Annotated in this window: 4 protein-coding genes; 3 read left to right on the forward strand and 1 reads right to left on the reverse strand. The window is 69.8% G+C overall.

Annotated elements, in window-relative coordinates:
* Positions 1 to 11: 11 nt before the first annotated feature.
* Entirely contained in the window at positions 12 to 1,592 is a 1,581-nt protein-coding gene (locus ABZY44_RS22965; protein ID WP_356656687.1) for a glycosyltransferase family 39 protein, read from the reverse strand.
* Between the two features lie 287 nt (positions 1,593 to 1,879).
* Between ABZY44_RS22965 and ABZY44_RS22970 the strand changes: the two genes are divergently transcribed.
* The 3 genes from ABZY44_RS22970 (at position 1,880) to ABZY44_RS22980 (ending at position 6,249) form a co-directional block, all read left to right on the forward strand.
* A complete protein-coding gene (locus tag ABZY44_RS22970) occupies positions 1,880 to 3,328 on the forward strand; it encodes a glycosyl hydrolase (RefSeq protein WP_356656689.1) in 1,449 nt (482 codons plus the stop codon).
* 174 nt (positions 3,329 to 3,502) lie between these two features.
* Complete coding sequence (locus ABZY44_RS22975) at positions 3,503 to 4,951, forward strand: glycosyltransferase family 2 protein (RefSeq protein ID WP_356656691.1); 1,449 nt, start codon at positions 3,503 to 3,505, stop codon at positions 4,949 to 4,951.
* A gap of 71 nt (positions 4,952 to 5,022) precedes the next feature.
* A complete protein-coding gene (locus ABZY44_RS22980; protein ID WP_356656693.1) occupies positions 5,023 to 6,249 on the forward strand; it encodes a hypothetical protein in 1,227 nt (408 codons plus the stop codon).
* Positions 6,250 to 6,373: the final 124 nt, after the last annotated feature.

Raw genomic sequence — 6,373 nt, forward strand, 5'->3', positions numbered from 1 at the left:
CTTTCCGGCCGTTACTTCCTGCCCCAGATCTGGAACTCGCCGCGTCCCCCGTTGTCCTCGTTCGGGATCGTCTCCAGCAGGCGGTACTTGCCGCTCTTCTCGAGCTCGGGGATCAGCCTGAGGGACATGTCGTGGCCCTCGTGGTCGTTCAGCACGGCCAGGTCGAAGTAGCCGTTGGCGATCGCGTCCTGGTAGGCCTCGAGACCCACCAGCTTGTGCCCCTTGGAGTCGGTGTAGTCGATCCAGGTCAACTCGGTCCACTGCTCGGGCCGGGTCCGGTCGGCCAGGTAGTACTTGGGCGGATTGTTGGGGTCCACCAGGTACTTCCCCTCGGGGGTGACCCGGCCCTTCAGCGACTGCATCAGCTGCGTGGTGTCGGGGTACCAGTGCGCCAGATCCGTGGCCTTGACCGTCCCGTGGACCGCCAGCGCGACGATGCCGGCCCCCACCAGGTAGAGGAACAGGTTCGGAACGTAGGGCCCGATGAACCGGTCGATCGCGATGCCGGCGAGCGGCGCCGCGAACAGCAGGGCGTAGGCGATGTGCTTGCCCAGCGCCGTGGTGGTCTGCAGGTGCGCCTGGTACGCGGGGATCACCAGCGCGGTGCCGCACAGCAGGACGCCGTAGCAGATCCGCCACCACCGGCCGGGTGTCGCCCCGGTCGCGTCGAGACGGGCGTACATGAAGGCTCCCAGGCAGGCGACGAAGAACATCAGCCCCCCGAGCTGCAGGCTCACGTCGAACACCTTGCCCACCGTGTCCACGCTCTGCACGCGGTTGGTGGTCGTCGACCGCAGGCCGTCCAGGTGGGCCGTGCCGAACACCTTGAGCGCGGCGCCGAGGAACGCCACCACGAGGGCGGGCAGGACGAGCGCGCGGGAGGCTGCCCACCAGTTCCAGCGGCCGCACCGGCGCAGCGCGGCCAGCGCCGCGAGCCCGGCGACGGCCGGCAGGAAGATCAGGGAGGCGTACTTCACCCCGACCGCGAGCGTGACGACGGGCGCGGCCAGCAGGTAGGCGTACGACCGGTCGCTGCGGATCACGATCCACACGGCCAGGGAGAGCAGCGCGACCGCCGGGGCGTCGTAGGTCGCGAGGACGTTGAGTTCGAGGACCGTGGGGAGCAGGGCGTACATGACCGCGGTCCACAGGGCGACCCGGACCCCGAAGAGGCGCCGGGTGGCGAGGTAGAGCAGGGCCGTGGCGCTCAGCATGCACAGCAGGCTGAACGCCCGTACCCCGGTGAGGCCGAAGGCGGAATCGATCCATCCGGCGAGGACGGGGTACAGCTCCGGCGCGCCGGAGAAGTAGGTGTGCATGCCCCAGTGGGTGGTTTCGACGCCGTGCCGGACGCCGTTCCACAGGATGTGACCCGAGCGTATGTAGAGCGCCTCGTCGTCGTCGGCGGTCGCGATCGTGCGGGCCGAGAGCAGGGCCTGTACGAGCAGGATCCCGAAGAGCGCCAAGCGCGTGAACAGGCGTTGCCTGGAAGGGTTCCCGGCCTGCCGCGAGGCCGCGGAAGACGCTTCGGGGCCGTGCGGATCCACGGCGGCGCTCTGGATGGTCATGGTGTCTTTCGGTTCGCTGTTCACGACGGGCACCACCCCCTCACCTCGCTTCGCGGCTTCCCGCGGGCAGGTGACGGCGTCACGCGTACCGGCCGCCCGGGGGATGGAATCGCGTATTGCGTCAGGGCGGACACATGAGTATAGGAGACGGGTTCGACACGGCCTTTACATCGGTCACGCCCGAGGACCCCCGCCGCGGTACGGCGGACGATTCGGATCCGGTCGCCGGCAAGCCACGGGCGACCGGCGGATATCGTTACCGCGCAATTGCGGGGCAATTACCGCGGACCATCTCGGAGTCGGGACAGACGATGCGACGCACGGCACGACGCGGGTCCTGGATCGCCGGCGGCCTCGCAGTCCTCTGTTCGGCCGCGGTGCTGTTCGCGCAGCCGTGGGCGCGAACGCCCGGCTCCACGCCCCCCGGCTCCACGCTCCCGGGCTCCTCGGCGCGCGCGGCCGACACCGTGCCCGGGGACCTCGCCGCCCGGGACCCGGGGGCGAGCGCTCAGGCGCGCTCCGTCTACAGGATGCTGGCCGACCTCGAGAACTCCGCACGCGCCGGCCGGCCGGGCCGGACCCTCGCGGGCCAGCACGTCGAGGCGCAGAACGAGGCGTACGGCGAGGACTACGGCGACTACCGGGGCGGCAAGGGGGTGGGCTACTACTACAAGAAGGCCGCGGACATCACCGGGCGTCTGCCCGCCTTCGTCGAGGCCGACCTCGGCCCCGGGTTCGAGGGACGGGGCTGGGGCGTGGGCGCCCGCCGCGCGCACAACAAGGACTGGCCGGGCTGCCAGGACCGGTGGGGCTACGTCAACGACGTCGTCGACCTGCTCGACTCGGTTTGGAGCGGCCCGGCCGCCGAGCACACCGCCCGGGGCGCGGACGGCGGCTGCCCCTCCCCCGCGCTGGCGCTCCCGCAGCTCGACGGCCCGTCCGGCATCGTGGGAATGTCCTTCCACCAGCCGTATCCGGGCGCTCCGGTCAAGGACTTCCGGTACGTGCTCGCCAAGGGGGCACCGGGCGGAGCCGACCCCGGCTGGTTCTCCGAGGTCGTCGACCACGAGAACGACACTCCCGAGTACCGGGCGCTGCTCGACGACCTGAAATTCCTCGCGGACCACCTCGACTTCTTTCAGCAGCGCGGGATTCCGGTGCTGCTGCGCCCCTATCACGAGATGAACCTCGCGCGCGACGGAGGATTCTGGTGGTCCGGTCAGGACCCCGCCGCGTACCGCGAGTTGTGGCAGGTCATGTACCACTATCTGGTGGACACGCGGGGCCTGCACAATCTGATCTTCGTATGGTCCCCGGTGCCCTGGCCGGACCGGGAGGCGCCGTTCGCGTACTACCCCGGCGACCGCTTCGTCGACCTGGTCGGCGTGGACGACTACACGGGCGCCGGCTACGGCGGCGAGCCGTTCAGCGCCTACTGGTACCGGCAGTTGGCCCGCTTCGACAAGCCGCGGGTCCTCGCCGAGAGTTCCCGCGTCCCCGGCACCTCACAGGGACGCGACGTCCTGGAGGCCGCCCCCTGGACGATGTGGACCGTGTGGGGCCAGGCGCTGTCCGCCGACAACGTCTCGGCCCCGAGGGACGTCAATTCCCTCTCCGACGTGAAGGATTTCTACGGAGCGGCAGACCGCGTGATCACCGGAGGAACCCGGCAATTCGGGTCAACGGTCGACTGGGGACAGCTGGTTCGCGGAGCGGAATGGAATCGGAACTTCGGTCTCTCGGAGCCGAAAGTCAAGTAGAGCAAGGTATTCCGCTTGTTTGTGGTCCGCATCACCCTGCGAACGTCTTGCGGCGTGGACTTCTCCGCTCGGCGGGGAGTATCTTCGTCCAGGCCGTTCGCGCTTACCGGGTAATCGAGTCCCACCGGATTCCGGCCTTCAGGAATGACCACCAGCCCAGAAAGCCTCCTCGCCATGCCACCCCGGAGTGCCCCCAGTCAGCTTGCCCCCTCCCGGCATTCGGCCAGCCAGGAGCGCAGGATCCTGGAGTGGAAGCCGGGCATCGCCTCCTTCTTCATCCCGCTCGTGGTCCTCACCGTCCTCGGCATGTGGTTCTACCGGCCGAGCGATTCGCTCATCAGCTGGATCCTGACCGTGGTCTGGTCCCTGCCCGTCATCGGTACGCTCGTCGGCATCCAGGGCGCCCTGCTCATCCGGCGCCGGGCACGGCGGTCGCACGAAATGGTGCCGCCCGCCCCGGCCGAGGCCGATTTCCTCATCGCCCTCGTCCCGACGATCGGCCGGCACGACACCTACCCCGCGCTCGAGCGCTCGGTCCGGTCCTACGTCGAGCACCTGCCGGCGTTCTTCCCGTACATGCGGGTCGACGTCCTCACGGAGGAGGGCTGCGAGGCCGCCGAGAAGATCGCGGAGCTCGCCGAGCACCCGCTGGTCCGCGTCGTCACCGTCCCCAAGGCCTATACGACGGCCAACGGCACCCGTTTCAAGGCGCGGGCGAACCACTTCTCCCACGAACTGCGGATCGCCGAGGGCGAGGCCCTGGAGCACGTGTGGGTCCTGCACATGGACGACGACACGGGCGTGGGCGCGGACACCGCTTCCTCCCTGGCCCAGTTCATCAACCGCCAGCGCCGTGCGCACCCCGACGAGGCCAAGCACATGGCTCAGGGCATCCTCACCTACCCGCGCGAGAACGCCGTGAGCCTGTTCACCTGGCTCGCCGACGCGGTCCGGCCGGCGGACGACATCGCCCGCTTCCGCGCGCTCACCGGCACCGGGACCCCGGCCGCCGGCGTGCACGGCGAACTGCTCGTGCTGCGCGCCTCCGTCGAGGCGACCATCGGCTGGGACTTCGGCCCCAAGGCCATCGTCGAGGACGCCCAGCTGGCGCTGACGTTCTGCCAGCGCTACCCCGGCCGCAGCGACTGGTTCAACGGCCGCTGCTACGGCGCCTCCCCCGCCACGGCGAGCGACTTCGTCAAGCAGCGCGAGCGCTGGGCCTGGGGCCTGGTCGCACTCTGCCTGAACCGGACCATCCCGCTGCGCTACCGCTGGTTCCTCGCGGTGTGCGTGGCCACCTGGGTGCTGGGACCACTGCAGCACGTCGGCGTGGTCCTCACCGTCTGCTGGCTGCTCGGCGACATGAACACCTCCCCCGTGCTGCAGGGCGTCATCCTGCTGTGGTCGCTGAACTTCGCCTACGTGATCTGGACCTACTGGGAAGGCCTGCGGCTGAACGCGCTGGTCTCCCGGTCGGGCCGGCGCAAGTGGTGGGAGCCGGTCGTGGTCCTCGCGCTCATCCCCGTGTTCTCGGTCCTCGAGGGCCTCGGCGGCCTGCGCGGCTTCTTCAAGTACGCCCGCCGCGAGGAGAACCAGTTCGTCGTCATCGCCAAGCCCGCCTAGGCGGACGGCCGGCGTGCGCCGCCGGTCCCCCCGCCCCCCGAGCCCTCGAAGAGAACCTGAAACCTGAACCGATGAAGCGATCCCGCCTCCCCCTGCTCGCGGTCCTGCCCGTCGTGGTGCTGTCCACCGTCGTGGCCTCCTCCGCGGCGGGAAGCCAGTTCCTCCATTGGGAGGACGGCTCCCTGCTGCCCGTGCTCGGAGCGGACGAGAACACCTCCGCCGAACTGACGGCGGGTTCCGGCGAGTACGGCGGGACGCGGGACTCGCGCACCTCTCCGCACGCCGCGAGCCGGGCCGGCCGCGTGGACAAGCCCTGGAAGCCGGGCATGCCCGAATGGGGCGTGCAGATCTACTGGGAGGACTCGGCGCGGATCTCCGACGCCGAGGTGAAGCGCCGGGCCCGGCAGAAGGCCGAGTACCTCGTCGGCCTGCACGCCAACTCCGTCTCGCTCTCCTTCCCGTACTACACGAAGGGACCCGCCTCCGACGAGGTCTTCGCCGGTCCGCAGACTCCGGCGCCCGCACGCATGGCGATCGTCCTGAGGGTCTTCCACGAAGCGGGCCTGCGCGTGACCCTGCGGCCGCTGATGGACGAGAAGGCCCTCAAGCCGCCGAAGACGGCCTGGCGCGGCAACATCGAACCCGCCGACCGGTCCGCCTGGTTCGCCGCGTACGCGAAGCTCCTGGGGCCGTACGCCGCGCTCGCCGAGAAGCACCGGGTCGCGAGCTTCGTCATCGGCGCCGAGCTCAACTCCCTCGAGTCCGACCAGGGCTGGACCGGGCTGATCGAGGCCCTCAAGAAGGAGTACGGCGGCGAACTGTCCTACGACGCCAACTGGGACAACTTCGTCAGCGGCCCGGTCAAGGTGCCGGCCGCCTCCATCGGCCTCGACGCGTACTTCCCGGTCGAGGTGCCCGACGACGCCTCGGTCGCGGCCCTGGCCGACGGCTGGAACAAGTGGCTCGACAAGAAGTCCACCGGGCCGATGCCCGAGGTGGTGCTGGCAGAGGCGGGCATCGGCGCGATGGACGGCGCCTACCCGGCACCCGGCGACTTCTCCACCAAGCGGGCCGTCAACGAGGACGTCCAGGCCAACTGGTACCAGGCCGTCTGCAAGGTCGTCGTGGACCGGACCATGGAGGGCGTCTACTGGTGGTCGCTCAACTTCGACGACGACCCGTACGCCGCTCCCGCCGAGCGCATCTCCCGGCTGAACTTCGCCGGGCGCCCCAAGACCGAGAGGGCGATCCGCGACTGCTTCGGCTCCTCCTACGCGGGCCCCGGCAGCGCGCGCTAGGGCCTGTGTGATGTCGTGATCAGCTTCTGAGTTCTTCCCCCTGCGCGGGGTGGAATCCGGTAGGACTGTGGTCGTGACGCGTAGGCAACTCACCAATGCTCAGTGGAAGTTCATCGAGCCGTAT

The organism is Streptomyces sp. NPDC006544, from assembly GCF_040611715.1.
GTDB lineage: Bacteria > Actinomycetota > Actinomycetes > Streptomycetales > Streptomycetaceae > Streptomyces.